Origin of the sequence: Microcoleus sp. B3-A4 (assembly GCF_036705385.1) — a bacterium.
Taxonomy (GTDB): Bacteria; Cyanobacteriota; Cyanobacteriia; order Cyanobacteriales; family Microcoleaceae; genus Microcoleus.
The window spans coordinates 59,156-85,427 of sequence record NZ_JAUBUI010000003.1; the positions used below are offsets into that span (position 1 = coordinate 59,156).

Genomic DNA, 26,272 nt, shown 5'->3' on the forward strand with positions numbered 1-26,272 from the left:
ATGGTAAAAATTGTCGGCATTGGTGGAAGTTTGCGGGCTGGCTCCTACAGCCAGTTAGCGTTGAAGGTGGTAGCAGAACGGGCGCAGGCCCTGGGCGCGGAAGTTGAAATATTCGATTTGCGATCGCTCAATCTGCCATTCTGCACTGGTGAGAATGATTATCTCGATTACCCGGATGTGGAAAAGCTGCAGAATGCGGTTAAGGAAGCCGACGGCTTGATTTTGGCAACGCCGGAGTATCACGGTAGCGTCAGCGGTGCTCTCAAGAATGCCCTGGATTTGATGAGTTTTGAGCATTTGGACGGGAAGGTTGCGGGTGCGATTAGTGTTTTGGGAGGGCAAGTTAACAGCAATGCACTCAACGATTTGCGCGTGATTTTGAGATGGGTACACGCTTGGGTAATTCCCGAACAAATTGCGATCGGACAAGCTTGGAAAGCTTTTAGTGCTGATGGTAAATTGTTAGATGAAAAACTGTCTGAAAGGTTCGACGAATTTGCTCGAAGTTTAGTGGAAAATACGCGGAAATTGCGAGGAATTTCGTAATTGTCTCTCAGGAAAAATGCAGTCTTGGACGCAACTGGCATATTATTCGGATACGTCAGTTGCAATAATTGCTCGATTTGAAGAGGTTTTTTCTCTAGTAGAGCACGCTATAAGCTGTAATGTAACTGTTAACAGTCAACAGTCAACAGTCAACAGTCAACTGACTTCAAAATGGCATATCGATCATATCTCCGAAAGGATGGGGTACGTCGATCGCCATTCTGCCGGGTTTTGACTCATATTTATCAATCCACTTTTTAGCCAATTCCAAAGCTTCCTCCTCAGTCTTGGCATTTTGGACGGCGACGTGGCGGTTGCCGCGGCTATCCCAAACCTCGACGTAGAAGACTTTCTGGGATTGAATAATCCAACCTTTATAAGTGTCTGCTGGTTCCATAGTTAGAATCCTAAAATAATCGGGCGGGGAGTTCCACTGGTGAGCTAATTGTAAATATTGCCCTGCATAAAATGAATTTTACGGGGGTTTCTATAGTATTTTTGGAAAAAAGTCAGTTTTACGGTTAACCTCATGACCAGACTCCTGAAGCAATTATTTAACTGGAGAAAATATCTCCAACCTTTGGCGGCGGCGATCGCGATCGCCCTAATCGCATCCCAGATGGCGGTATTGCCGGCATTGGCGACTGGCGTTTACGAAATACCCGTGTTGTCGGCGGGCGATCGAACTTGGGTGTTCGACAAAGGCGACGTGCTCAGCCGCAGCAGCGAAAGCAATATTAGCAGCGTGCTCGACAACCTGGAAAACAAAACAGGGAAACAAGTCAGATTTGTCACCATCCACCGCTTAGACTACGGCGAAACGACAGCCACTTTCACCGACCAACTGTTTGAACAGTGGTTTCCCACAAAAGAAGACCAGACTAATCAAATTTTACTCGTTCTCGACACTGTTACCAACAGTGCGGCAATTCGGACGGGGGAAGGGGTGAAATCCCTGCTAAGCGATGAAATTGCCCAGAGTGTGGCTGGGGAAACTGTGCAAGTGCCGCTGCGGGAAGCCAATAAATACAACGAGGCATTTGCCGCTGCAAGTACGCGCATTGCAACTGTTTTGTCGGGCGAACCCGATCCGGGTGCTCCTGAAGTTGTTGACAACATTCAAGTTGAAGGCACGTTTAAAAAAGCTGAAGAAACAGACCAAGGCAATGCCACAGTTGTTGTGGTTGTGCTGTTGGTATTGGCGACAGTGATTCCGATGGTGACTTATTTCTGGTATCAAGGTTTTTCGTGATCGGTGCTGCTAAATCCGATCAGTTGCCGTTTTGGCAAGAAAATATGGCAGGGCTGCACTAATCTTGAACGTATTCTCCATCGCTCAACAATGCAATTTCTGCCCGTACAAATTCCCGTCCCAGATAAGCCGCGTGATCTAACATTGTCACCGGGCTGGGGCGGGTTTCTTCTAGAATTTTGACACAAAGTTCTTTGGCGGTTCTGCCGGTAAAAAGTGTGACCTCTGTGCGTTCTACTTTGCCACGGGCGGGGATGGGTTTACCAGTTTCGGGATCGACGGCGAGGCCTCGATCGTCGATGATGTTGGTGAAATGTTTGGCACAAATTAAGCTGGTTTCGCGATCGAGATAAATGATGAAGTAGCCGCCCGGATCGAGGTCGATGTGGCGTTTGGATAGCTTGTCATCGATTGCGGTGAGATTTTCCAAGGTTTGACTCATGGTTTGTGAAAGAAAGTAGACAATAGCTGTGATTTGTTCTGCTATTTCTAGTTTAGTCGGCTGCGGGACAAGTTTGGCAGGTTGGTTGGTTGAATGCGGGGGGAATTTTCGGGCGATCGACAATTCCTGCAATTTGCCGATCGCTCCTATGCTACAGTCGATCGGGCTCGACAGAGAAATTGATGAGTGAACTTAAGACGCGATCGCTGTTATATCCCCGACTTTTTCAAGAAGTCGGTGCTCGGGGTATTGTGTTTTTTTAGCCGTTGCTCACTTATATAGGATGCAAACTCGGTTATTATTATATATAGAATTTGTTCGTCTTAAGCTAAGCAAGAATGAAATTTATAGATTTGTTTTCGGGAATAGGAGGTTTCAGACAAGGTTTTGCAAAAACTGGCTTTGAATGCGTTTTTTCCTGCGAAATTAACAGCAAATGCCGAGAAGTTTACACAAAAAATTTCGGTGAGGTTCCTTTTGCCGACATCAGTAACATCAATCCCGCCGATTTAGCAGACTTTGATATTTTAGTCGCCGGGTTTCCGTGCCAACCTTTTAGTATCTGTGGCAAAAAGCTCGGTTTTGAAGATACTAGAGGCACGCTATTTTTCGAGATTTGTAAAATTATAAAAATCAAGCAGCCTCAAGTTATCGTTCTCGAAAATGTCAAGCACTTAATTTATCACGACAAGGGAAATACCTTAAAAATAATTATTGCCAGTCTTGAAGATTTGGGATACAGCGTGAATTACAAAATGCTGAATGCTAAAGACTTTGGAATTCCTCAACATCGTGAAAGAATATTTATTATTGCAACTCAAGGTAAACCATTCAATTTTTCTCGGCTTAAAACCCAGTTGACTCCAAAACTCTGGGAATTTCTAGACGAGACAGGGGATTTTGAAATATTGGATAAATCCGAGTATACTTTAATTGAGTCTCCAAGAAAGCAAGATTCGGGACTTTTGTTTGTAGGTTACAGAAATAAAGGTACTTGGAAAACTGGCGTCAGGCCAAATACAGAACATTTATCGAGAGTTCACAGACAGCCTAATCGAATTTATTCGGTAGATGGAGTGCATCCGACAATTCCTTCGCAAGAAACATCTGGCAGGTTTTTTATCTACATTCCTGAGCAAGATATGGTGAGAAAGTTGACGCTGAAGGAATGTTACCGTCTTATGGGTTTTCCTGAAGATTTTAAAACTTATCCGAGTGCGGGGGAAAGTTACAAGCAAATTGGGAATTCGGTTTGTGTGCCGATTGTAGAGGCGATCGCGCAAGAAATATTAAGTCAAAATTTATTGTATGATGAAATGAAGGGATTGCCAAGAGAAATAAATGAATATTTAGAGCTTGGTCTTTTCTAACAGCACTTACGCAAGTGTGCCACTCCCATCGACTTTTAAGGTGCGTCAGACGGATGTATAGAGCGATGAGCGAGGATTTGGGTTCTGAAGCACCCTACTAATACAAGATTAAGATTAAATTCCTTAATTCGAGCGCCAATTTCATTTTAACACAGCCTTATGATGTGCAATTTGCACTCAAAACTTTAATCGTTGACGGTCGATCGATATTTGTATGAACACGGCAGTGCGGTGTCCAAATCCGAATATATTTGTAGGGATACAGCACTGCTGTGTCCGCGATATTTGCAAGGACACGGCACTGCCGTGTCCCTAAAGAAAACCGCCATACAACCACCGATCGATCGGAGGGAATCTTAATTCCCAACTGCAAACTTGTCTTACGCTGGAACTTGGATTCTTTCAGTGCCGGCAAGTTCAAAGGCTGCGTGAACTGCCTTCAAAGCAGTTACGGCTTGTTCCTCATCCACAACACAGCTAATTTTAATCTCGGAAGTGGCAATCATTTGAATGTTGATTTGCTGGCGGGAAAGCGCTTCAAACATCTTTGCCGCTACTCCCGGATGCGCTACCATGCCGGAACCGACCACGCTAACTTTGGCTATTTGTGTATCGACTGCTACTTCGCCCCATCCGAATTCTGGGGCGGCTTTTTCCAGGGCTTTTTTAGCAGCTTCGGCGTCAATTTGCGCGACGGTAAATGCAATGTCGCGAGTTAATATGCCGTCGATATTGTGGCAGCGCTGCGACTGAATGATCGTGTCTACGCTGATATTTTCTTCGGCTAAAAGTCCGAACAGTTTTGCTGCTACTCCGGGTCGATCGGGCAATTGGCGAATTGCTAGACGCGCTTGATTGAGATCCAACGCAACGGCGCGGACTGCGGGCGGTTTGTGGGATGCTGAATGCAGCCCAATAGGGGAGTTGGCGACATCAAATGCTTTGCAGAGTTCAGCAACGGCCCGATCGCAATCTTCGGCATCGATCGCACAACTAACTTTCACCTCGGATGTAGAAATCATTTGAATGTTAATCCCCGCATCCGCTAAAGTCTTAAACATCTGCGCCGCTACCCTCGGACGACCGATCATTCCCGCACCCGCAATGCTAACTTTAGCTATTGGCCGCTCTTCTGCTTTCACTTCCGGTTCTCCCAATTCTGGGCGAGAATTCTTGCCGAGGGTGGGAATAATTGCATCTGCAACGGCGGTGGCTTGTTGCAGAGATTTTCGCGTCACGGTGAAGGCAATATCGTTAGTATTTCCTTCATGAATTGACTGGATAATTAAGTCTACATCGAGGTTTTGTTGGGCGATCGCACCAAACAACCGCGCTGCTACGCCGGGGCGATCGGGCAAACGCAGCAGCGACACCCCCGCCTGATCTAAGTCAAATTCCACCGCATCCACCGCTGTTGCGAGCTCCAAACCCTCCAAAGGCCGAAGTTTCGGGGGTGGGGACACTACCCGCGTACCGGGGGCGTCACTCCAGCTAGAAAGCACTACCAGCGGCACGCCGTAATTCTTCGCAATTTCTACCGCGCGCGGGTGGAGGACTTTTGCCCCCAAACTCGCCAATTCCAGCATTTCGTCGCAAGTGATTTCGTCCATCAATTGGGCGTCGGCAACCAAGCGCGGATCTGTAGTCAGAATTCCGGGAACGTCGGTATAAATTTCGCACCTGTCGGCCCGCAGCGCAGCAGCCAAGGCTACGGCGGTTGTGTCGGAACCGCCACGGCCCAAGGTGGTAATTTCCAATTCTCCGGCATCGGCGATACCTTGGAACCCCGCAACCACAACGACTTTACCGCTTTTTAACTGGCTTTCAAGCCGATTCGGGTCAATTCGCAAAATCCGGGCGCGGGTATGGGCAGCTTCGGTGACAATGCCAACTTGGGCGCCTGTGAGGGAAATTGCGGGCTGTCCCATTTCCTGCAATGCCATGCTCAAAAGTGCGATCGAGACTTGTTCCCCAGTGGAGAGCAACATATCCATTTCCCGCTTATTGGGATTTGGGGAAATTTCCTTGGCGAGTTTAACTAAACCGTCGGTGGTTTTGCCCATCGCCGAAAGTACGACAACGAGAGAGTTGCCGAGCTGTGCTGTTTTTACAACTCGTCGGGCTACTTCCAAAATGCGATCGACTGTACCAACCGAGGTTCCGCCATATTTCTGAACAATTAGTGCCATAGGACTTACACAAAAAGTGATGTAATACTTAAGCTAATATACGCAAATTTCCGATGATAACCGATGAATGTTTATATCGTTTCTGAGGAGGCTGCTAGGCGATCGGGTTTTTACAGCGCATGATGTTCCTAGGGACAGTGAATAGCCGTGTCCCTACCGGAACCTGCGACTTATGCGAATTTAGCTTTTTGATTGAAGAATTGCGAATGACTTATGAATATCTTAACCCCGATAGTCCTCAGTCATCGCCAATCTAAAATCTAAAATCTAAAATCTAAAATCGCATTACTCGCCTTCTAACTCTCGCAAACGCGCTTCCAAAGCTTGAATTCGCAACTCAGCTTCTATGCGCCTTTGTCGTTCTCGTTCTGCCACTAATTCGGCTTCTTCTGCCCGTTCCTCGGCCGCCGGCAGCAAATTCCCAGAGGCATCCCACCAGCGCAGCCAAGGCAGTTCTACACCCTGATCAACCCCTTGCCAAATACCTAATTCCACTCCTATTTGTGCGATCGGGTAATGTCCGCGCTCATTTTGTGGAACTAACTCGAACCGATCTTCTACCAAATGATACACTTCAAATTGTGCCTTTTTGACTTCATAAATGCCGTGAAAAGCCGCTCTAATTATCCGTTCGTAAATCCAGAATTTGCCCTGGCGAGGAGTCCTATCTCTTTCTTCACTGCCATCACCAGAAACAAATTAAAGTACAATCAGAGGCGGCATTAATTCCTGCCACATTACATAGGATCGGCGAAGATTTCCGTCAAGAGTTGGCGGCACGTCGGGCACGTAAAACCAATCAGGTGCTTCGGCTCCTCTTTCGGGCGGTTCCGGGGGTTGGGCAACCCGCCAGTAAATACCGGAATCTTGACCGATGCAGTATTGTCCGTCCGGATGAATTCGATCTAAAATCAGTCGGATTGATGTTGTTAACAGGATGCTTTGAGGATGTTCTTGGACGTTTTTTACAAAAGTACCGTCGGACTCTGGTAATTGAGTGTGCTCAAAGAAATCTGTTGCTATAATTTCGGGTTTTTCGGTGACACTCATGCTGACCTATTGAATGTTTAAAGATTATACTTATAATTTGTGACTTAAAGATTAATAATGTTATTATATCATTGGAAACCTCCGGTTCCTCTAGTAAAAATTTTCCGAAATATGAGTAAGTACAAGTTAATTATTTTTGACTTCGACGGCACCTTAGCAATTACTCACAAAGCTATTGTATTTTGCTTTACCAAAACTTTTGAAACTTTCAATATTACCCCGCCTGCTGCTGATACTATTATAAGTACGATCGGCATCAATTTACCAAATAGTTTTAAAATCCTGCATCCGGCGATCGAGGAAAGCGCAATTCCTGAATGGGTGGAAACTTACCGCTCTTATTATCGGACGGAAGGTGAAAAGCAGGTAGAGTTATTTACCGGGACAAAGCAAGTCTTGCAGTTGGCGCGAAAGTCGGGATTGAGCTTGGGAGTTTTTAGCAACAAACACGTTAGTTTTGTGAATTCGTTACTGCAAAAATTGAAAATTTACAGTTTTTTTGATTTGATTTTAGGTGACAACGGAGAAATAATTATGAAACCCGAGGCGGCGGTTTTTCACTCAATTATTAAACCGCTGTTCCCGGACTTGGATAACAGTCAAATTTTAATGGTTGGCGATACAGCGATTGATTTGCTGTTTGCTAAAAATGCTGGGATAGATGTTTGTTGGGCGGCTTACGGATATGGCGATAGCGCTCAGTGTCTCGCCCTAGAACCGACTTTCGCGATCGACGATATTTCAGAACTTGCTGTGTTCGTTCAACATTAATTTTTCCGGTTTTTTTATTGGATCTTTGGAATCGTTTAAATCCTATGTCTTTTATTCAAAATATTTCTATAGAGACTCCCGGCATTAGATTTTGATTCAATCAAAAAAATAAATGCGCGAACTTGTAAGCTACCTAAACCCTGCCAAGCAAACCATACCAAAGATAGAGTGATCCCGGGAACAGCTATTATAAATTAACAAGTAGGATTCCTTTGAAGGTAGAAGGCACAAGGCAGAAGCAAAGAGGAAAAAAACGAGGGAAGCCAGATTTTTTTCAGGTAGAATTTACCGCCCAAATTCTGCATAATAGCCTTCTAACTTCTGCCTGTGGAAAACAGGCAATTCTGTTAAAGTCTAGGGTGTGCTGCCAGTCGGGATCTGTACAATAAACTCAATTTATAGAAAATCATGCAGATAGATATAAGCATTCCTTCTGAAACGCTATCGCCGACTCGTACTGGCGGCACACCGAATTTAATAGAAGAAGTATTTCGGCTGTACGATCGCGCCCTGGCAGCTACCAGCAACGGCATCGCGATCGCGGACGCTACCCGGCCGGACAAGCCTATAGTCTACTGCAACGGGGCTTTCGAGCGGATTACAGGCTACAATCGCAGCGAAATAATCGGGCAGAACTGCCGCTTCCTGCAAGGCCCGGATACCGATGGTGCTGCCGTCGATCAAATCCGCGTGGCCCTGAAAGAACAGCATGACTGCAAAGTCGTTCTGAAAAACTACCGCAAAGACGGCACCCCCTTCTGGAACGAACTCACCATATCGCCGGTGCGCGACAGCAGCGGACTCGTTACCCACTTCATCGGCGTCCAATCTGATATCACCGATCGTAAACAAGCAGAAGAAGCCCTCAAACAAGCCGAGGCAAAATACCGCAGCATCTTTGAAAACGCCACCGAAGGCATATTTCAAACCGCCCCAGACGGGCGCTACCTCAGCGCCAACCAGGCACTCGCCCGAATGTACGGCTACGATTCCCCGTCAGAACTGATCGCAAAATGTTCGGCAAAAAACCTTTACGCCGATCGCACCCGCCGCGCTTCCTTCATTGCAGAAATCAGCAAAAATGGCTCCCTGAAAGAGTTTGAGTCCTGCGTCCGCCGCAAAGACGGCAGCACTACCTGGATCTCGGAAAACGTGCGCGAAGTCCGCGACGAAGATGGCGAACTCATTTACTACGAAGGAACCGTCGCCGAAATCGCCGATCGCAAGCGCGCCGAAGCAGCCCTGCGAAATCAAGAATACTGGTTGAAAACCGCGATTAACGCCGTGCCCGACGCGATCAACCTCACAGACAGCGAGGGGCGCTGGCTGATTGCCAACGACTGCGCCCTCCAACTTTTGGGGTGGGAAACCGCAGACTACCAGGGCAAAACTACTGCCGAACTCGCTGCCGCCGCCGATCCCAGAGTCAGAGAAATCCTGCTAACTTGGCAGGAAACCGACGAAACCACCTGGCAAGCAGGCACTCTTACCTCCAGCCGCCAAATTGTTTCCTTGCCCACAGGCGGCAGCAATTTGTTTGAAGTGCGGAAAGTGCCACTGTTCAACCCCGACGGTTCGCGCAAAGGTTTGGCAGTCGCGGGGCGTGACATCACGCAGGAAGTGGCAGCGGATGCAGCTTTGCGAGACAGCGAACAGCGGTTTCGGGCAATTTTTGAACGCGCTGCGATCGGCATGGTAGTCGCTACCCTCGAAGGTGTTGCGATCGCCACTAATCCGGCATTTCAAGCTATGTTAGGGCGATCGGAAGCTCAACTGCGGGGTGTCGGCCTCGACGACTGCGCGCACCCGGAAGACGCAGAAGTTTCGCGCCAGTTGCGCCAAGAGTTGGCCGCGGGCTCCCGCGAAGCTTATCAAATTGAGAAGCGCTACCTCCGCCAAGACGGCAGCATCAGGTGGGGACGCCTCAGCGCCTCTGTCATCGACAGCAGTCAGGGAACGCCACAGTTTATTTTGCAAATGGTAGAGGATATTACCGATCGCAAACAAGCCGAGTCAGCTTTGTTTCAAAATGAGGCTAAGTGGCGATCGCTAATTCTCAACAGTTCCGACATCATTACTATTCTCGACGCCAGCGGTCGCATTGTTTACGAAAGCCCTTCTGTAGAAAGAGTTTTAGGCTACGAACCCGATGAACTCGCCGGTCAAATTGCTCTCGATTTAATCCACCCTGACGACCTTGCCTCGGTGATTTCCGACGGCGAAAAACTGCTCGCAAATCCAGGCGATGCGATCGCCCTAGAAGGTCGGTTCCGCCGCGCTGACGGTTCTTGGTGTTTTCTCGAAGGTGTGGGCATCAACTTGCTAGCAGACCCCGCTGTGAAAGGAATTGTGATCAACTCCCGCGACATGACGGCGCGCAGGCAAGCAGAGTACCGCCTCAGCAAAATCAACGAGTGCTTTTTGGGATTCACCACCGACGCCGCTGAGAACATCCAGCGCCTGACATCCTTAGCCGGCGAGCTTTTGGGCGGAAGTTGCGCCATCTACAACCGCGTCGGTGGCGGTCTGCTGCGCGCGATCGCGACTTGGCAAGCGCCGCCGGACTACCCGCTGGTCGATCGCGCCGAGGACCGCATCTGCACCGACGTATGCAGCAAAGGAAGCGATCTGGCTGTTGCGATTCCTGACTTGCAGAACACGATCTACGCCCAAACCGATCCCGCTGTCATCCGCTACCAACTGCGAAGCTATCTGGGACAAGCAGTGCGGCTGGGCGACAATTACGTGGGTGCGGTGTGCGTTGTCAACACCGAGTCGATCGCGCCCACAGAAGCCGACTGCAAGCTGATCGGAATTATTGCCGGGGCGATCGGAGTTGAGGAAGAACGGGCCGCCGCCGCCGATCGCGATCGGCAAAAATCCCAAGAACTGCAAACAGCTTTGAGCGACTTGCAGCAAACTCAAATGCAGTTAGTACAAACCGAAAAAATGTCTTCCCTCGGACAGGTGCTAGCAGGAATTGCCCACGAAATTAACAACCCAGTTGGCTTTGTCGCTGGCAACCTCTGCCACGTCCGAGGCTACGTTCTAGACTTATTAGAAATCGTACAGGTCTATCGAGAAGAGTACCCGAATCCCCCAGCAAAACTTCAGCAACAAGCCGATGATATAGACTTAGAATTTCTAGCAGAAGACCTGCCCAAGTTGCTCAGTTCGATGCAGACCGGATGCGAGCGCATTGTAGAAATTATTCAAACTCTTCGCAATTTCTCGCGGGCAGACGAAGCTAAAATCAAGACGGCCGACATTCACGAAGGTTTAGAAAGTACCTTGTTAATGTTGAACACCCGGCTGAAAGCCAAGGCAAAATGGCAGGGCATTAAAGTGATAAAAGAATACGGAGAACTGCCCCAAATAAACTGTCATCCCGGGCTGTTAAATCAGGTATTTATGAATGTATTGGCAAATGCGATCGACGCCTTGGAAGAAAGCAGCAGCCAAGCCAAAGACACCGAAAATCCTCTCTTTCCTACTATTACCATTCAAACTGAAACGATTGATGACAAGAGCATTTTAATTCGGATCAAAGACAACGGTATGGGTATTCCCGAAGATCAGATTGTGCGTTTGTTTGACCCGTTTTTTACTACAAAACCCGTAGGTAAAGGCACAGGTTTGGGTTTATCCATCTCGCACCAAATTGTCGTTGAAAAACACAACGGTAAATTGCAGTGCCTCTCAGAACCCGGTAAAGGCACTGAATTTATCATCGAAATTCCAATTCGTTGACATCAGGACGGTGCTAATCAGGATATCATATCAATTCCGGTTGCACTCCTCATGATTGTTGACTGTTGACTGTTGACTGTTGACTGTTGGCTGTTGACTGTTGGCGGTTAACTCGGGGTCGAAAAACTGAAAGATGGTTGAGTGTTGACTGTTGACTCGATTTTACGCCAGACGATGAAGCGCGGATTTGCTATCAGTGGTTTGACACCCTAGTCTAATATCAATTCCGGTTGCATCGGAATAGTCAAATCCAGTCAAAAGTCAACAATCACGGATGGATGGTGTCACCGGAATTGATAGAATTTATCTGCATTAATCTGTGTTTATCTGTCTGTATCTGCGGTTAAAAAAAAGAGAATGTATTAACCGCAGATGACAATGGATTGACGCTGATTCACGCAGAGGTCGAGAAGAGAGATAGGAAGAATTCCGATGCTAACAGATTTGATATAACGCGGTAAGGCGGTTCAGGCATACCTTACATATAGCTGTTTTCCAATGAGTCAGGTAATCTACACTCAGCACCCCATTACCGATTATTAATGTGTAGCTGACTCAACTGAAAAATACTATAATTAGGTTCAAGGCAGACCTAATTTACTTAAAAACTAAACTGCGTCCGCAAATTGCCAACAAAAATTGTCGGGTTGTTATCGAAATTATTGGCATTCCAGATCGCATAAAATGCCGGCACGAGCGAAATATTCTCGGTGAGAGGCAAATAATAAGTGGCTTCAATTTCGTACTGCTTGCCACCATTCCCCCCGCCAGAAACCAGAAACCTCCGACCGCCAGTAACGTCAAAAGGTACTAAAAATGAGGCCGTAAACACAGCTCCTTTCTTGAAGAAATCAGGAAGTGCAAATCCTAACATATAAGATTGAGTTTTGATCGTGCCGTCGGGTCTGTCAGTCTTGGGAAATATATTGGTTTCGGCGTAGCCGTAGCGACCGAAAAGACCGAAACGGCGGCTGAGCGACCAATCGAAATTAAAGCTATAAGTATTGGCAGTAGCATTGCCGAGACGGCCACCGAAACCGTCATCTGCCAAACCGTTAATCGGCCTGCCATTCGGTGCTCCAATTAGCCCGCCAATTTGCTGGATGTTGGAACGGCTGTACAAAAACCGCAAATTTGCCCGATCGCTCGGACTGAATGTTAGTTCGGCGGTACTCGTATTTGTCCCACCAAACAAGCCTTGAGACGGATTGGAAGCGGAATTAAACACCGGAGTGGGCAAAAATTCCATACTCTCGCCCAAATAGCCCAAACGCAGTTTCAATTGGCGGCTGATATCCCACAAAGCCAAAGCACCTGCGCCGCGTTTGGTAGCAGTTAACAAAGTGCTGTTGTTAGAATTGAAACTGCTCGCACCGTCCACGAAAAAGCTAAAGTTATTGTTGTCAAAGTAGCGGTAGAAATTAATTCTCGGGCCGATTACTACTTGCAAGCTGTTGCTAACCGGGAACTGATAAGAAAGTTCTCGCAGGATAACTTCATTGGGATTCACTCCAGCAGTCTGGTCTAGAAAAGGAGTACCAAAAGTATTAAAAAGACCCGGAGAAGTATACTGATTGGCTGGTGCAGTTCCGTTACCTACAGCTAGCTGTGTAATCAATTGGTCTTTCCCTGTAAAAGAAGTAGTGAGGGTTAACCAAACTAAGTGGCTGAAAGTAATTTCTGGGTCGTCCACTGTCTGCACAATTGGTCTGTTGGTGACAGGATCGCGTCCGGGTACTCGATCGAGCGGAGCAGCATCTGCATTTATTGCTTCAACTCGGACTCGCTTGCCCGCAAAAGCTCCACTCAGATTAAACCAAGCAAATGCGTTTAGTTTAGTCGTAGTTGAAAATTGGTTGGCTTCTAATTCGGCAGTGCGGGCTTCTAAAGCATCCACTCGACCGCGCAAAGTAGCTAATTCTGCTGCAAATTCTTCTTGCAATCTTTGCAAAGCAAGTAAATCTTCTCGCTTGACTAAATTACCAGTAGAACCGCCAAGTTGTTTGGTAATTTGGTCTAAGCAAGCGTTTAATCCGGCGGCGAATTCATACCGAGTCATTGCTCGATTGCCTCGGAATGTGCCGTCTGGATATCCCGCAATGCAGCCGTATCTTTCTACTAGGGATTGCAAGGCTTGAAAAGCCCAATCTGTCGGCCGCACGTCGGACAGTTGGGAAACAGAAGTGACTTGTGCTGCGTCTTCTTGTATGCTGAGGTCATCAGCGGTGCCCGTCTCGCTGCTGATGTCGGCAACTTTGCTGGCTTCAGCAACGTTTTGAGACTGAGGAGAGTTTGCAATTTCTAACTCCTGTGGGGGCAATTCGCGAATTGCCTCCGTTATTTCTGGGGTTGTTGTTGCGCGATCGCCTGTTGCTTTATCTTGTTTGGGTAAAGCACGATTCACCCATGCTATATCTGTTTCGGGTAAAGCGCGATCGACTGTTGCTGCATCTGTTTGGGGTAAAGCACGATCGACTGTTGCTATATCTGTTTGAGGTAAAGCACGATCGACTGTTGCTGCATCTGTTTGAGGTAAACCACGATCGACTGAGGCATCTGTGTCGGGTAAAGCGCTATTCACCCATGCTGCATCTGTGTCGGGTAAAGCGCGATCGACTGCGGAGTTAGTCTCTGCGCTTATCGCCGCTAACTGCGGTATCTCAATCTTACCTGCTGCCAGCGCTGCGTCTGGGGTAGCCTCCGGGACGGCACTCGCTTCTAGCGCAACTTCTGGAGTTGAGGTATCCTGAATTTGAGCTGTTGCTGCGATCGGCCCCAAAGGCACTGCCGCACCAGAAATCAAGAAAGACAGCCAAAAAGCTTTAAGGGAGGTTGAATTATTCACCATACCGCTCACACCACTTGTTGAAAATTAAATTTGGCCAATCTTAAACGATAAGCTTGCTTATAAATGTGTTTGGTTTAACAAATTCTTATAAATAGTTAAAAGAATTTTAGGAAGCCCTCGGTTCCAGATCGCTGATGACTACTGACTACTGACTAATTCCCAAAATGAAGTTTTTATTAGTTACAGATTTAGACAACACGCTAGTCGGAGATGACGAAGCAACTCAAGTTTTAAACCAGCGCTTGCAATCAAAACGATCGCAAATTTGTTTGGTTTACGCTACCGGGCGTTCTTACGCTTCAACTTGCGAATTAATTGCCCAAAAACAACTGCTAGCACCGGACTATTTGATCGCAGGTGTAGGCAGCGAAATTTACCAAGACGGAACCCTCGACTTAGATTGGGCGGAATATCTTTCTCAAGACTGGGATAAAATGGCGATCGCCTCTTTAGCTCAGCAGTTTTCCCAGCTTAAACCCCAATCCCTAAAAGAACAAAATCCTTGGAAAATCAGTTATTGTCTGGAACCAGCAGCAGAAAATAGTTCGATTGTCCAGACTTTGCAGCGAAAGTTAACTGAATCGAGACTGCCAGGTCAAATCATTTTTAGCAGCAATCGCGATGTGGATATTTTACCGCAAACTAGCAATAAAGGTAATGCCCTTACTTATTTACAAAAGCGCCTACAAATTCCATCTGAGGCAACATTAGTTTGCGGTGATTCTGGCAATGATATCAATATGTTTGAACAGGATGTCCGGGGAGTAATCGTCGCTAATGCTATGTCAGAGCTCTTAGAATGGCATCGCGAATGCGGCACTGAAAATCATTATTTAGCAGGTTCTGCTTGCGCTTGGGGAATCATGGAAGGAATGGCATATTTTTGGGAATTTTGATGGCCAAAAATTCGGTTTGGTTTGTATGAGCACTCAAGTCCTCATAAAAATCACAGGACTGAAGTCCTCAGTACAAAGGCACCCGAAGCACCCCAAGTCCTGCAAACCGTTAAAATCTGTTCAGGAATCTCAACCGCATATCGATCGAACCTGCGAGTTGCGATACCATCAGCGTGTACTGCTTTATCAAAGCTAATCGAACTTAACTTTAGTTACCTCAAGCGAGTTGAAGTTTATTTCCTAACCCTGTTGGTTAGTCGGCTATCCGCCGATCGCCAAAGGTTCTATAGTTAAGTTTAGCGCCTCAACCGAAATTACTCTCTCTAAAAAAACTTATCTTTCTAGATGAAGAAGATGTCGGTTTAGCTCACTATTTGCCCCTTTAGTTCAGTTCGCGAACCCACCGCCACATGGAACAAAATACTTTACCCGTAGAGGTGATTCTCTCTCACCCCCGCCAATATTTAGGTAGCATTCGGCTGGATTGGACGCCACAACCGGGGAACTATCTAGATTTAGAGGGACAAACCTACGCTGTTTTGGAACGCCACCACCGCTATCAACTCAAATCCGGCCGCTACCGACTGCAAAAAATTGCCCTGTACGTGCAGTCGGCCACACCGCCGACGGAAAGAACTTTTGTAAGCGGCATCTGGGTTATCGGAGATGCTAGCTGCCGTTTTAATGCTCGATCGGAAATTCTGCGCTGTGCTGTCAATCCCAATGGCCCGTGCAACTGCTGCTGCGATTACGAAAAGTCTTGAACCATCGAGTCAGTAAACAATTCCACCTCGCCCAACTGAGAGTGCCGAGAATCTCGGCGTCTCCCTCATTTACCAGAAACTATCAAAACCAACTAGCAACTCTCGAATCAAATTTAACTTCTTCAGGCAGGCGGTAATCTATCTTCTGATAGCTGTGCAGCACCTCGCGAATGCCAGTATGAATCAAATTTTCTATGTGCAGCAATTGCTCTGAAGAACAGCGAACCTGAACTGTTTGGTTTGACACCGACTCGCTGGAGTCGATCGCAGTATATCTATTAGGAACTCGGCTGAGCACGTAAGCAATTAAATCTTGTCGCAATCCCGAAGGGGAAAAAGCTTGTTGGTAGGGGTGCTTCGGATAAGAATCCAAGATTATTTCTACTTCCTCTGTAACTACAGCTAAGGTAATATTGACAAGATTTTTCTGCATTTTCCCCGTCCCCAAACACTCGTTAACTAATATTTTCGTGGCCGTTCTCGATCTCGTCTGATTTCTCATGAATTTTAACCGGCTAATACCGCCAATCGTTCTTCGGTCATCACCAGCTCGAACTCGGAACTTACCTCTTCTATAACCCGCAGCACGTAGCAGGGAATCTTGTCCGATAAAATAGCACTTGGCACCACACCAGTGTGAACTTCTAAGACTGCTTCTGCAGCAGCTTCAAACATCAGTCGCTGTCCCGGAAACATCACTCTTTCAAAGTACCAATTAGGAATGTTCCCAATCCGAACCACCTGAACTAGGTTGGTAACATTTGCGTAATAGCACAGAATCTGGTTGTTACCTTTATAAGATAGCTGCTCAGACATTTAAAAAATCTCCACACTCTTTCAAAAACTAACTGAGACTTGGCTTTGCCTGTTAGTGGCAATTGCGACTTTTGCTCTTGATCAAACGACCGACTTATTTTTTTTGTGTTATTCGAGAGCGCGAATCACATCTTCAGTTATTAATTTTTGTAGCATTGAGTTATCCCGCCAACAATTAGAGGTCTGGCGCAGAAACTCCGTTTTTCCCGGTTACAAAACGCGGTTTGTTTGGTATGCAGGGCCTATATCCTGACTTATTTAGGGTGGTTGTGCTGTGGCACCAGTTAATTGAAAGTACCATCACTGCCCCGCACTCTCCTGACAACAGGTTCGATCTTTGGCAGCGGAATGCTGCTGAAAGTGCGATCGACCTTCAGATCCAGAGCTTGAAGTAAACTTTATCTAAAAAATATGAGGAAATTATGAAGACCATCATTTTTTTTGATAAATATACTTTTGCCGAAGCAGGGATTACAAAAGTTAGGCAAAAACCTGGTTTTTTAGCCAAAAACTTGGTTCCATCTGTGCTCCTGGGTTAAACAAGCAGGTTTCTGAGGGAAATCTGCGTAAATCTTGGATTAGCAGGCTGAAAGCTGGTTTTTTAGCAAAAAACTTGGCTGCATCGGTGATTCCGGGTTTAAAAAAATCGTTCTTCAGGCAAGTGTGCGTAACTTCTGGAGGAGTTATTCTGCCTGTAAATACGGTGATAGCCGATCGGCTTTTTAGGTAACAAAAAACCCCGACTCCCTGAGATCATCTCTATAACTTCTAGGGAATCAGAGTTTAAATTAACCAATCACCGATCGATCTCAAAGCTAAATCAAAAAAATGAGGAAATTATGAACATAGCCGGAAAAACTAGGAATTTCTGGGACGCATAAACCGGGTTTTATAACATAATTGCGTAATTTTGGCAACCATCAAGAGAACGAGAAAGCGGATTTTTAATCGTCATCCGGCTTTAATGCCCCCTTGATTCTTCCGTCGGGCTGGGCCGACTTTGTTGGTCTAGTAGCGGTTTCAACTGGCGAGTTTGATATGCTATCTGCGATGTATTTTACCCTAGTTTAAAGCAACGGTTCCCAACCCAGAATTTCCGCCACTTGCTGTGCCAAACTCAAAGGATCGAAAGGCTTTGCAATCACCCCCGCTACCCCCAAATCAGCAAATTCGCTCAAATCCATCGCCTGCACCTTAGCCGTCAGGAAAATCACCGGAATCCCCCGAGTAGCCGCATTGTTTTGGAGCAAACCAAACAGAGTAAGTCCGTCCATATCCGGCATCATCACATCTAACAGAATAGCGTCAGGCAGGTGAGTTTCAGCTAAAACCAATCCTTGGCTGCCGTCAGGCGCGCTTAGTACAATCCAGCCGCCTAAATGTTCCAGACAGGCCTGAATCACGCTGCAGAGGTTTTTTTCATCATCGATGACCAGAATGCGCTTTGCTGGCATAATTAAAACTCTAATTTTAAATTAATCATGGTAAACCGAAAAAAGACTTACGCACGCTGGCTCATCAACCGGGTTTCTTGACAGATATAGCAGAAGGAAGAAGCAATAAAATTAAGAGTTTCAGCACTTAAAAACGTCCTAATCGAGCGAGGTTGCTATATTTTGCCACTCACCTACTGAAACCCTAACCACAAAAATCCGGCGTTCCATAATGGCGGGATAATTTTGATTGTTTTGTGGGATGGGCCCATGAACCCGTCCGATATATTTTCACCGCAGGCGTGACGTTTAACCCTACTTTCCACAAGCATCATCATCCAATTGTGCAACGCCAAAAATCGACATATTATCCGCCTCCCAAAATCATCCTACCCGCGTGGGTTGCCAGGAACTTGAGCGTTCACCTGATCCGATCGAAGCAATCTCAAACCTCCAAACTTTTTCCTCCTTCGCCTTCTAACGGTGCGGGCACTGTGAAATAGAAACTGCTTCCTTGTGAGACAACACTTTCGGCCCAAATTCGGCCGCCGTGTTGCTGTACTATGCTGCGACAGATAGCCAAACCCAAACCAGTACCTCCTTTTTGGCGGGAGTCAGAAGCATCGACCTGTTGAAACCGTCCAAAGATAGTTTCTAGTTTATCTGCAGGAATCCCCCGCCCTCGATCGGTGACTTCAAATAACACCCGTGAAGCGTAACTATCCCGTAGGGAATCGCCCAAATCTTCAACCCTGACAGTTACTGTACTCCCCGGAGCCGAGAATTTAATTGCATTGCTCAACAAATTTACCAGCAGTTGAACGATCCTGTCGGGGTCAGCCCAAATTTTTGCTGTTTCGGGCATAATCGACAAATCAATGTTACTTTCAGCAGCCAAAGAAAGCACAGCTTCTGCAGACTTACGCATCAAAACCTGGGCATCGCACCATTGCTTGACGAGGATAACTTGGCTCGAATCGAGCCGTTCTAAGTCTAGAATATCGTTGACCAAACGCACTAACCGTTCGGTATCGCTCGAAGCGATTTCTAACATCTGTTTGGCAGTTTCCGGTTTATTTTTCAGTACCCCAGCCGCCAGCAAACCTAAAGAACCGCGAATTGAGGCAAGCGGCGTTCGCAGTTCGTGGCTGACAATCGAAATAAACTCATTTTTCATTTTTTCAATTGCCCGACTTTCTGTGATATCTGTGACTGTGCCGACGTGACCAATTAGTTGAGATCGGTCGGAAAAAATCGGAGCTGTTTTAAGCCGACAAAACCGGATGGTTCCGTCTCGCGGAATGTGGCGGAATTCGCAGGAAAATTCCCCATCTAGCGATTTTGATTCCGACCACTTGGACAGAATTAGTTTGAGGTCTTCGCGGTGAACAAACCGCATCCAGCCTTTTCCTAAAGCTGCTGCCGGTGTGAAGCCTCCAATTGCTTGACAGCGAGGATTTGTATAGGTACATTTCCCCTCAGTATCGATTTTGAAAATGCCCACGGGGGAACTCTCGCTCAGAGAGCGAAATAAAGCTTCGCTTTCCCGGAGTTCTGCTTGAGAGCTTTCTAGTTCTCTGGTTCGCTGCAAAACTCGCATTTCTAACCGTTCGTTGAGCTGTTGGAGGGCGGCTTCAGCAAGTTTGCGATCGCTAATATCCCGGTGCACTGATACCCAGTGGGTAAACTCACCATTTTCGTCCGCTATGGGCACAATGCTCATTTCTACCCAAAATTCCGTCCCGTCTTTGCGGTAATTGATCGAGTCAACCCGCACCGGCTGCCAGGTTTTCAAAGCTGTCCGAATTCGATGGAGACTGGCGCGGTCTGTTTTTTGTCCTTGCAAGATGCGCGGCGTTTTGCCCACCACTTCTTCTAGCGTATAGCCGGTCATCCGCGTGAAAGCTGGGTTGACATAAAGAATTCGCGGGCCCGGTTCCTCAATCGGTTGAGCTTCGGTAATTAACACGGCGTCGTTCGTAGTGGTGACTACTGATTCCAACAGGCGCAACTGTAATTCTCTAGCTTTGCGATCGGTAATTTCTGTAACTGTCCCCACCATCCGCACTGCATCGCCGGCTTCGTTGTAAAAAAACTTACCTTTTCCCTCAATCCAGTGAATGCTGCCGTCGGGCCAAACCACGCGGTTTTCGTGACAGTAATCTGTTCGCTGGGCGAGGGCCTGATTCCTAGCATTCTCCACACCTTTTAAATCTTCTGGGTGAATGCAAGCTGCAAAACTTTGATCGGTTCCGTCAAAAGTTCCCGGGACCAACCCAAACAACTCTTCGTGTTCTCTCGACCAAACAATGCGATTTTTCTGTATGTCCCAGTCCCAAAATCCGATTTTGGTAGCCGACAAAGCTAAGCTAAGCTGCTGATTGGTTTTCCGCAACTCCATGCTAGTAATAGCCACTCGAAGTTCTCGCGCTATTTCGATTTCGCACCGCTGCCAAGGCAAAGATTTTAACCTCACAGTTTCTTGCCACAAGTCAAAGGAATTGCGAGGAGACAGCGGCCGGCTGCCATCCGGTTTAACTTCAATTTCCCCGTCAGGTTGACCGGCCCAGTTGACAGTTTGAATTGTTTCTGGACGGAACCACAAAATGTAATAATTTTGCATCTCGGACATGGCAAGTACCAGCAAACCGCTAGCAACTTCTTTAAACTTCTCGGATGGCGGATACAGTTTTGAGAGAGAATCTGTATGAAAAATATCGTTATTTTTTTGAGTTTTTATCCAAGCAATTAAGCTTTCTATTTCTACCAATTCCGGGGTTTTGCCGATGGTTGTTAAATTTTCATTGGCACACACCACTCCACCGGTGGCGCCCACTAAGGTCAGCAATTCATCTCGGGATTTAAGTAAACCTTCTACAAACCAGTGTGACTGAGAAATCTTGGTGACAAATTTATGGCAATTTTCTTTTAAATAAATTGCATATTCCCAATTTTCGGTATCTTGTTTGTAGCTAAGTTCTAGATTCACAAACTTTGCTAGCAGTTCGCAAGCTTTTCTTGTTTCGTAGCTGACATACTTTCGTGTTGGGTGGTGACAGGCGATTAATCCCCAGAGTTTTTTATCTTTGATTAATGTCAGGGTCATGCTAGCACCAATGTTCATGTTCTTGAGATATTGAACATGACAAGGGGAAACTGCTCTCAACAAAGAGAAGCCCAGATTCAGGGGGCGACCTGTCAGCGGATTGTAGTGAGGAATTAGTTCTACAGGCTGACAGTTAATATCGGGAATAAACCGAATTAAATTCATGTTGAACAGGTTTCTTGCCTGGGGGGGAATATCGCCAGCGGGATAGTGCAGTCCCAATAAAGGAGCCAAACTTTCTACTTTGTCTTCGGCGACAACTTCCCCCGCACCTGTGGCATCAAATTGATAGACGATCGCTCGATCGAAACCGATCATCCTCCGCACTTCTTCAACTGCTTTCTGACACAGCACTTGCAGGTTTGGTGTTTTGTGGATTTTGTCTATCGGCTCTTGGACTAAATGATAAAAATTGAAAGAATCGCTAGGTTTTGGGGAAACAGCCGACTCGAGTTCGAGAATTACTGCTGAACTAGATTGATGCAGGGTTCCCTGAAAAAAAGACTGGCGGTTTTGACTTGTGAATGATAATCTGATACCGTTAGATTGAGGGCAGTTTTCAAATAGAGCTTTTTCTATAGCCTCAATTTCCTCAGTTTCGACAAATTCCTGTAAAAATTTGCCCAAAAGTTCTTCGGGATAAATGCCGAGATCCTCAAAAATATTGTTACTAACTTGCAAAATTTTCAACTCAGGAGATTCCAGCACTAAAAGGATGCCATGAGGTTGGATCGCAGCCGGGGCGTAAATTTGTTCGCCGTCGCTGTGATTGAGATTGTCTGTGTCTGAGGGCAATACCATTGCTTTCATCTGATTAATACTTCTCTAAATTAGCCTGTGTTCTCGATCGGCGCGCCAGCATCAATCAAAAGCACCGCGTCGGAATCACAACACAATCTAACACTCCCAAGTCTTGGCTAAGGCTTCCTGAGTCGTTTCGGACACGCACTGCAATATTTGCTCCTAGTTATCCCATTTAAAAAAAAGAATACAAGTGTAGGTACGTGATCGAAACCCATATATCATCAGTCATTCCCTGTTATTCAATTCTTTAATTCTTTAATCTAAAATGGGATTAACGCTGTGCCTGAGCAAGTCTGTTTCTTAGTTGAGTCCGCTCCAAACGATTCAGGAGGCGAGCAATTAATTCCGGTTTCACGATCGGCTTGTTCACGTAGTCGTCAGCACCTGCCACAAACATTTGGCGCACTATTTCCGATTCGGAATGAGCTGTCAAAAATAGCACGGGGAGCTTGCTCCAGCGCAAATCGTTGCGAACTGCCAAACACAGCTCGATACCGCTGTAACCGGGCATCTCCACATCTAAAATTAGCAAATCCGGACAAGTCGTTTCGAGTACCTCCCAGAACTTTTCAGGATCGTCCAATGTTGTTACTTGAAATCCCCAAGGTTGTAGAATCACTTGCAGTGCAGCCAATAGATGCACGTCATCGTCTACCACCATAACTTTAGCTTCAGCAGGGCCAGTCTGGTCGATTAGTTGGGCGACTGCTTTGAGTATATCTGCTGGGGGCATAGATTTGTGTAAAAAGCCCGAAGCTCCCAAACGAGCAACTTCTATTCGATCGCTCAATTGATTGTGTGCGCTAAAAACCATCACCGGAATTTCGGGCTTTTCACTGCGGAGTTCGGCTAAGAGAGAAAGTCCGTTTTCCTGAGCTCTGGAAAATGTCAAATCCAGCAAAATCGCGTCGGGAGGCTGTTGAGAAATCGCATTTCTTGCCGCTTCCGGAGAGTTGGCAACTTCTATCTGGAAGCCGGAACCCGATGCTACTGTTTTCAGTTGCTCGCTCCCAAAAGTATCATCATCAACAATCAGCATTCGGCGCTTTTGGGAAACCGCAGGAACCAAATCGCCTTCTGGTTCGGGCGACGGGTGATCGAATATATGTTTGAGCTTATGCAGAAATCCCTCAATCTCCTGAGCCGTCCCCGGTTTCAAGATGTTTTCAGCCTTGAACAAATGTTCTATCTCGCGCGCAAATTCCGAACCTTTCGGCAAGCCTAACGTTCCCAAAGAACCGACTAATTTGTGAGCTTGAGCCTGGGCTTCCTCGCGCACTTCGCCCTCCAAGCTTCCGTTTTTCAGTTGAGCGATCGCGCGATCGAATATCGCCACCTTTTCTATAAAATTAGCTTTTAAATTTCCCCGCATTTGGGCAATCGCATTCAAGACTTTGAGACGGCGTTCGTCTTTGTTTAATTCCTGGCTGGGCCCGCTGGATTCAGTTGATAAAGTCTCTTGAGTTTTAGCAGTTTCTGCCGTTTCCTGCCCAACTTGTTGGCTCTCAATCTCATCCGGCAGACTTTTGAGCCGATAGCCCAATCCGTACACGGTTTCCACTAAATCTACTGTCATCCCGGCTGCTTTCAGCTTCTGCCGCAGCCCTTTGATGTGAGCGGTAACGGCTTCTTCTTGGGGAAATTCGCCGGCCGACCAAATGCGATCGAGGATGGCGCTGCGACTGAAAATGCGCCGGGGGTTTCTCAAGAAAAGTTCTAACAAATTGTACTCTTTGGGAGTCAAGTGCAGCACTTTTTCGGCATAAGTTACTTCCGTAGTGTCCGGGTTGACTTGGAGTTTTTCCCATGTCAAATTTGTACTCGACAAAGTTGTCTTACCCCGGCGCAGCAAAGCCCGAATTCGAGCGATTAATTCTTCGAGATTAAAGGGTTTGACCACATAATCGTCTGCACCCGCCTCTAAACCTTGGACTCGATCGTTGCTGCTATCTAGCGCTGTCAGCAGTAAAATCGGCATTTGGCAGCCGGACGATCGCAATTTCCGACACAAACTAATGCCGTCGAGTTTAGGAATCAGCACATCCAAAACAATCAGGTCGTAATCGTATGCCTGCACCAAATGCAACGCTGTTTCACCGTCTGCAGCCGCATTCACATTGTAATTGTGAGAGTTCAGTGCTTGAGTCAGCAAACTGACTGTAACTGTGTCATCTTCTACCAGCAGGATTTTCATCCCCGTCACCTGTCCTTCCCACTCTTTTTGGAACTTTTTATCTATTTTTGGGCTTAATTAAATAGCGTTTTTACAACAGAATTTAAAAATCCCTATCTTCAGTATAACAAATAGTTTTAGGGAAAGAGAATAATTGTAAATTATTATTTTATTTTAATGTTTTTACTTTCAAAATACCTCATTAGATTGGGGCTGGAATTTTATGGTTTTTTCGACTTCAACGCTTGCTGAATTTTTTGAATCAGATATTGCGAGGAATCTTGATGTTTAACTAAGTCTTTCAACTCGGAAACCGCTACTTCTGCGTGTTCTATCTCTCGAACTAAAGAATTAGCGCTAAGACTTTTTATGACTCCCAAAGGTTCTTGGATAGCGGTCAATGAATTGAAATTTTTTTCTGCTATTAATTCTTCCAACTCTAGCAGGGCCATTTCTGCGCGATCGATCTTGATCGTTACGGATTTAGCCACATTAGCACCCGCTCTTGCTGCCTCCGTGAGTTCGTGAACTCGAAGTTTAAAGCGACTGGCAATTTGCTCCATTTGAGTCCCCAATTCAAAAGTTTTACTTGCCAGTCTGCCAATTTCTAGACTCACTTTGCTCAGACCGCTGGGCTGACTTCCCATTTGATTGGTAACTACAGCTACCTGTACTGCTAAATGCCTCACTTGTTCGATCGCCTCCCGGATGGTTCGGGAAGTACGGTTAACCGTTTCTAAATCGTTAGCTATTGCTTTGCCCACGCCCAAAATTTTATCTGTATTGTTGCAAATAGAATTAGCACCTTGAAAAGTAGCCTGAAATGCTTGGCGACCTTCCGAAGAAATCAGTTTCGCAATCCTCACAAATCGCTGATTCATTTGAGCAATTTCTTCAGCTTGTTTAACCAGTGCCACTTGCTGGGAACTGGGATTAGTATGCAAATTTTCTGTTTGACGCTGTTGGATTTTTAAAAGCTCATTACATTCGTGAACCTTAGCCTGTTCTTGTTGAAGCAGCGCCAAATACTTTTGTCTTTCTACTCGGTATTTTTGAATAATTTTGTTAGCTTGCGATAAAAGTCTCGACTGGGCAATTACCAGAGTTTGAACGTCCAAAATGCGGTAGCTTTGGTTTTCCATTACCACAATAATCGGTTCATAAATCAAGTCTTTGTGCCTGTTGAAAGAGGCTTGCACGGCATCGTCAACTTTCCAGTTTTCTGCAAGCACCAAAGGCGGAATTCTAATAAAATCTAACAAGGCTCGAATCGGGTGGGAGCCGTAAAGTTTTACGCGATCGGGAAAACTCATTTGCTCTCGAAATTTGACGCGAGAAATCATGCCCAATACTTGTGATTCATGAGTAATAATGACTCCCGGCAGGTCTGGTTCTTGCTCAAATCTTTCAGCCACTACCTGTCCTGGAGTTGCAGCGCTCACTTGGAAGTCGTGACACGGCAGATGTCCGATCGTGAAATCGGGGGTGAGTTGAGTTGGATTGCTCATTTACCCGGATAGCGTTAAGTACAAGTTAACAAATTATATATTAATATTATACTGGAATAAGATTGTTGAAAGTAGTCAAAGACCCAGCACGGAAGTGACTGGGCTTGGGGCCTAAAACTTCATTTTCAGTTGACCAGCCTGAGACCTTTGATGTCTAGGTTTTTTGAGTAATGACACCAAGGGGATGCGTAGCTAGTTCCCTGTTCTGTCGTTAAGGGTTAAACATTTTTATTTGGGTTAAGGACGTGCCATTAGGCGAATCAGCTCAGAAAACAAAGGCGCGTGCTAACTTCCCCCCAGCAATGGGAGTGGAATTGCTTAGTTTCCATCAACAACCCGGTTCACAAACAAAACCAGAAGCGATCGATTATATAGCCGTATCCCTTCCCCCCGTTTCCTCCTACCGCTTTCGCGCTCGTAAAGCGCTGCAGCGGGGGTCACTCGCCCAGAAGAAAGATGACAACTATATGGAGAAATTAGCTCTCTGGCTCCGGGGCCTTATATTACGTCCTTTCTGACTACTGTCATCTCAAGTTTGTTGGATGGGCCGCGCC

19 protein-coding genes and 1 pseudogene are annotated in these 26,272 nt (G+C 46.4%); 9 read left to right on the forward strand and 11 right to left on the reverse strand.

The window, feature by feature from the left end; genetic code table 11:
- Entirely contained in the window at nt 1-546 is a 546-nt protein-coding gene (locus tag QUB33_RS02630; protein WP_333346848.1) for an NADPH-dependent FMN reductase, read from the forward strand.
- 166 nt (nt 547-712) lie between these two features.
- On the opposite strand, the gene QUB33_RS02635 is transcribed toward QUB33_RS02630, so the two are convergent.
- Nucleotides 713-943, reverse strand: a complete 231-nt coding sequence (locus QUB33_RS02635; protein ID WP_190734279.1) for a hypothetical protein — start codon at nt 941-943, stop codon at nt 713-715.
- Nucleotides 944-1,075: 132 nt separating this feature from the next.
- Here QUB33_RS02635 and psb32 point away from each other — a divergent pair, with 132 nt between their 5' ends.
- On the forward strand, nt 1,076-1,798 hold the full coding sequence (gene psb32 / locus QUB33_RS02640) for a photosystem II repair protein Psb32 (protein WP_333346852.1): 723 nt from the start codon (nt 1,076-1,078) through the stop codon (nt 1,796-1,798).
- A gap of 58 nt (nt 1,799-1,856) precedes the next feature.
- Here psb32 and QUB33_RS02645 read toward each other — a convergent pair whose 3' ends face one another.
- On the reverse strand, nt 1,857-2,240 hold the full coding sequence (locus QUB33_RS02645) for a DUF4346 domain-containing protein (protein ID WP_333346855.1): 384 nt from the start codon (nt 2,238-2,240) through the stop codon (nt 1,857-1,859).
- Nucleotides 2,241-2,268: 28 nt separating this feature from the next.
- Between QUB33_RS02645 and QUB33_RS02650 the strand changes: the two genes are divergently transcribed.
- Together QUB33_RS02650 and QUB33_RS02655 are read left to right on the forward strand one after the other, a co-directional pair.
- Nucleotides 2,269-2,430, forward strand: coding sequence for a hypothetical protein (locus tag QUB33_RS02650; protein ID WP_333346858.1), 162 nt, complete (start codon nt 2,269-2,271; stop codon nt 2,428-2,430).
- A 148-nt stretch (nt 2,431-2,578) separates the two neighbouring features.
- Nucleotides 2,579-3,610 carry a DNA (cytosine-5-)-methyltransferase gene (locus QUB33_RS02655; RefSeq protein ID WP_333346861.1) on the forward strand — a complete coding sequence of 344 codons (1,032 nt, stop codon included), beginning with the start codon at nt 2,579-2,581 and terminating at the stop codon, nt 3,608-3,610.
- A gap of 380 nt (nt 3,611-3,990) precedes the next feature.
- On the opposite strand, the gene QUB33_RS02660 is transcribed toward QUB33_RS02655, so the two are convergent.
- Both QUB33_RS02660 and QUB33_RS02665 read right to left on the reverse strand, forming a co-directional pair.
- Nucleotides 3,991-5,799: an aspartate kinase gene (locus tag QUB33_RS02660; protein WP_333346863.1), complete on the reverse strand. Its 1,809-nt coding sequence runs from the start codon at nt 5,797-5,799 to the stop codon at nt 3,991-3,993.
- 285 nt (nt 5,800-6,084) lie between these two features.
- Nucleotides 6,085-6,849, reverse strand: a pseudogene (locus QUB33_RS02665) (Uma2 family endonuclease).
- Between the two features lie 111 nt (nt 6,850-6,960).
- Here QUB33_RS02665 and QUB33_RS02670 point away from each other — a divergent pair.
- Entirely contained in the window at nt 6,961-7,620 is a 660-nt protein-coding gene (locus QUB33_RS02670; protein ID WP_333346867.1) for an HAD family hydrolase, read from the forward strand.
- 408 nt (nt 7,621-8,028) lie between these two features.
- On the forward strand, nt 8,029-11,370 hold the full coding sequence (locus QUB33_RS02675; protein WP_333346870.1) for a PAS domain S-box protein: 3,342 nt from the start codon (nt 8,029-8,031) through the stop codon (nt 11,368-11,370).
- 601 nt (nt 11,371-11,971) lie between these two features.
- On the opposite strand, the gene QUB33_RS02680 is transcribed toward QUB33_RS02675, so the two are convergent.
- The gene (locus tag QUB33_RS02680; protein WP_333346873.1) at nt 11,972-14,218 is read right to left on the reverse strand and encodes an iron uptake porin; all 2,247 of its coding nucleotides are present in this window, start codon (nt 14,216-14,218) and stop codon (nt 11,972-11,974) included.
- A gap of 164 nt (nt 14,219-14,382) precedes the next feature.
- Between QUB33_RS02680 and QUB33_RS02685 the strand changes: the two genes are divergently transcribed.
- Together QUB33_RS02685 and QUB33_RS02690 are read left to right on the forward strand one after the other, a co-directional pair.
- Entirely contained in the window at nt 14,383-15,114 is a 732-nt protein-coding gene (locus QUB33_RS02685; RefSeq protein WP_333346876.1) for a sucrose-phosphate phosphatase, read from the forward strand.
- Between the two features lie 410 nt (nt 15,115-15,524).
- Nucleotides 15,525-15,878 (forward strand): DUF6464 family protein, encoded by a 354-nt coding sequence (locus tag QUB33_RS02690; protein WP_190657625.1) that lies wholly within the window; start codon nt 15,525-15,527, stop codon nt 15,876-15,878.
- Nucleotides 15,879-15,960: 82 nt separating this feature from the next.
- Here QUB33_RS02690 and QUB33_RS02695 read toward each other — a convergent pair whose 3' ends face one another.
- Together QUB33_RS02695 and QUB33_RS02700 are read right to left on the reverse strand one after the other, a co-directional pair.
- Nucleotides 15,961-16,380, reverse strand: a complete 420-nt coding sequence (locus QUB33_RS02695; RefSeq protein ID WP_333346879.1) for a hypothetical protein — start codon at nt 16,378-16,380, stop codon at nt 15,961-15,963.
- A 5-nt stretch (nt 16,381-16,385) separates the two neighbouring features.
- On the reverse strand, nt 16,386-16,694 hold the full coding sequence (locus QUB33_RS02700; RefSeq protein ID WP_333346882.1) for a DUF1830 domain-containing protein: 309 nt from the start codon (nt 16,692-16,694) through the stop codon (nt 16,386-16,388).
- A gap of 233 nt (nt 16,695-16,927) precedes the next feature.
- Here QUB33_RS02700 and QUB33_RS02705 point away from each other — a divergent pair, with 233 nt between their 5' ends.
- Complete coding sequence (locus QUB33_RS02705) at nt 16,928-17,089, forward strand: hypothetical protein (protein ID WP_333346884.1); 162 nt, start codon at nt 16,928-16,930, stop codon at nt 17,087-17,089.
- Nucleotides 17,090-17,761: 672 nt separating this feature from the next.
- On the opposite strand, the gene QUB33_RS02710 is transcribed toward QUB33_RS02705, so the two are convergent.
- From QUB33_RS02710 to QUB33_RS02725, 4 genes are all read right to left on the reverse strand, one after another.
- The gene (locus QUB33_RS02710) at nt 17,762-18,148 is read right to left on the reverse strand and encodes a response regulator (protein WP_333346887.1); all 387 of its coding nucleotides are present in this window, start codon (nt 18,146-18,148) and stop codon (nt 17,762-17,764) included.
- 424 nt (nt 18,149-18,572) lie between these two features.
- Entirely contained in the window at nt 18,573-22,043 is a 3,471-nt protein-coding gene (locus QUB33_RS02715; RefSeq protein ID WP_333346890.1) for a PAS domain S-box protein, read from the reverse strand.
- Between the two features lie 265 nt (nt 22,044-22,308).
- Nucleotides 22,309-24,231 carry a response regulator gene (locus QUB33_RS02720; protein WP_333346893.1) on the reverse strand — a complete coding sequence of 641 codons (1,923 nt, stop codon included), beginning with the start codon at nt 24,229-24,231 and terminating at the stop codon, nt 22,309-22,311.
- 200 nt (nt 24,232-24,431) lie between these two features.
- On the reverse strand, nt 24,432-25,718 hold the full coding sequence (locus QUB33_RS02725; protein ID WP_333346896.1) for a chemotaxis protein: 1,287 nt from the start codon (nt 25,716-25,718) through the stop codon (nt 24,432-24,434).
- Nucleotides 25,719-26,272: the final 554 nt, after the last annotated feature.

What these genes read in the sequence shown, in the direction of transcription:
- psb32 (WP_333346852.1), top strand. Translation starts at nt 1,076, where the DNA reads ATGACCAGACTCCTGAAGCAATTATTTAACTGGAGAAAATATCTCCAA.
- QUB33_RS02635 (WP_190734279.1), bottom strand. Translation starts at nt 943, where the DNA reads ATGGAACCAGCAGACACTTATAAAGGTTGGATTATTCAATCCCAGAAA.
- QUB33_RS02710 (WP_333346887.1), bottom strand. Translation starts at nt 18,148, where the DNA reads ATGCCAGCAAAGCGCATTCTGGTCATCGATGATGAAAAAAACCTCTGC.
- QUB33_RS02705 (WP_333346884.1), top strand. Translation starts at nt 16,928, where the DNA reads ATGCAGGGCCTATATCCTGACTTATTTAGGGTGGTTGTGCTGTGGCAC.
- QUB33_RS02700 (WP_333346882.1), bottom strand. Translation starts at nt 16,694, where the DNA reads ATGTCTGAGCAGCTATCTTATAAAGGTAACAACCAGATTCTGTGCTAT.
- QUB33_RS02630 (WP_333346848.1), top strand. Translation starts at nt 1, where the DNA reads ATGGTAAAAATTGTCGGCATTGGTGGAAGTTTGCGGGCTGGCTCCTAC.
- QUB33_RS02715 (WP_333346890.1), bottom strand. Translation starts at nt 22,043, where the DNA reads ATGAAAGCAATGGTATTGCCCTCAGACACAGACAATCTCAATCACAGC.
- QUB33_RS02680 (WP_333346873.1), bottom strand. Translation starts at nt 14,218, where the DNA reads ATGGTGAATAATTCAACCTCCCTTAAAGCTTTTTGGCTGTCTTTCTTG.
- QUB33_RS02645 (WP_333346855.1), bottom strand. Translation starts at nt 2,240, where the DNA reads ATGAGTCAAACCTTGGAAAATCTCACCGCAATCGATGACAAGCTATCC.
- QUB33_RS02670 (WP_333346867.1), top strand. Translation starts at nt 6,961, where the DNA reads ATGAGTAAGTACAAGTTAATTATTTTTGACTTCGACGGCACCTTAGCA.
- QUB33_RS02660 (WP_333346863.1), bottom strand. Translation starts at nt 5,799, where the DNA reads ATGGCACTAATTGTTCAGAAATATGGCGGAACCTCGGTTGGTACAGTC.
- QUB33_RS02685 (WP_333346876.1), top strand. Translation starts at nt 14,383, where the DNA reads ATGAAGTTTTTATTAGTTACAGATTTAGACAACACGCTAGTCGGAGAT.
- QUB33_RS02655 (WP_333346861.1), top strand. Translation starts at nt 2,579, where the DNA reads ATGAAATTTATAGATTTGTTTTCGGGAATAGGAGGTTTCAGACAAGGT.
- QUB33_RS02725 (WP_333346896.1), bottom strand. Translation starts at nt 25,718, where the DNA reads ATGAGCAATCCAACTCAACTCACCCCCGATTTCACGATCGGACATCTG.
- QUB33_RS02695 (WP_333346879.1), bottom strand. Translation starts at nt 16,380, where the DNA reads ATGAGAAATCAGACGAGATCGAGAACGGCCACGAAAATATTAGTTAAC.
- QUB33_RS02675 (WP_333346870.1), top strand. Translation starts at nt 8,029, where the DNA reads ATGCAGATAGATATAAGCATTCCTTCTGAAACGCTATCGCCGACTCGT.
- QUB33_RS02720 (WP_333346893.1), bottom strand. Translation starts at nt 24,231, where the DNA reads ATGAAAATCCTGCTGGTAGAAGATGACACAGTTACAGTCAGTTTGCTG.
- QUB33_RS02690 (WP_190657625.1), top strand. Translation starts at nt 15,525, where the DNA reads ATGGAACAAAATACTTTACCCGTAGAGGTGATTCTCTCTCACCCCCGC.